Origin of the sequence: Gemmiger formicilis (assembly GCF_016901605.1) — a bacterium.
Classification (GTDB): Bacteria; Bacillota; Clostridia; order Oscillospirales; family Ruminococcaceae; genus Gemmiger; species Gemmiger formicilis_B.
Window position 1 is genome coordinate 1 of record NZ_JACJKP010000974.1, and the last position, 218, is coordinate 218.

The 218-nt window shown below is 61.0% G+C and carries 1 pseudogene; it reads right to left on the minus strand.

Going from position 1 to position 218, the window contains the following annotated elements:
• Positions 1 to 104 precede the first annotated feature (104 nt).
• Positions 105 to 218, minus strand: a pseudogene (locus H6B10_RS17450) (adenylosuccinate synthetase); the annotation flags it as partial.

Sequence of the window (218 nt, forward strand, 5' to 3'; positions counted from 1 at the left end):
AATCCCCGTAGTGGCGCAGTACCGTCTGTCTGACGGCAGCCTGACCACCCGGTTCCCCATGGGCAAAACGCTGGATGACGCACAGCCTGTTGTGGAAAAGATGCCCGGCTGGCAACCGCATCAAAGGGACCAACCCGACGGGGACGACCGGTAGCCGCGCCGTACTCATGGCCATGCTCACGCAGAACATCCTTTTCTTCCTCGGTCATCGCCAGTTC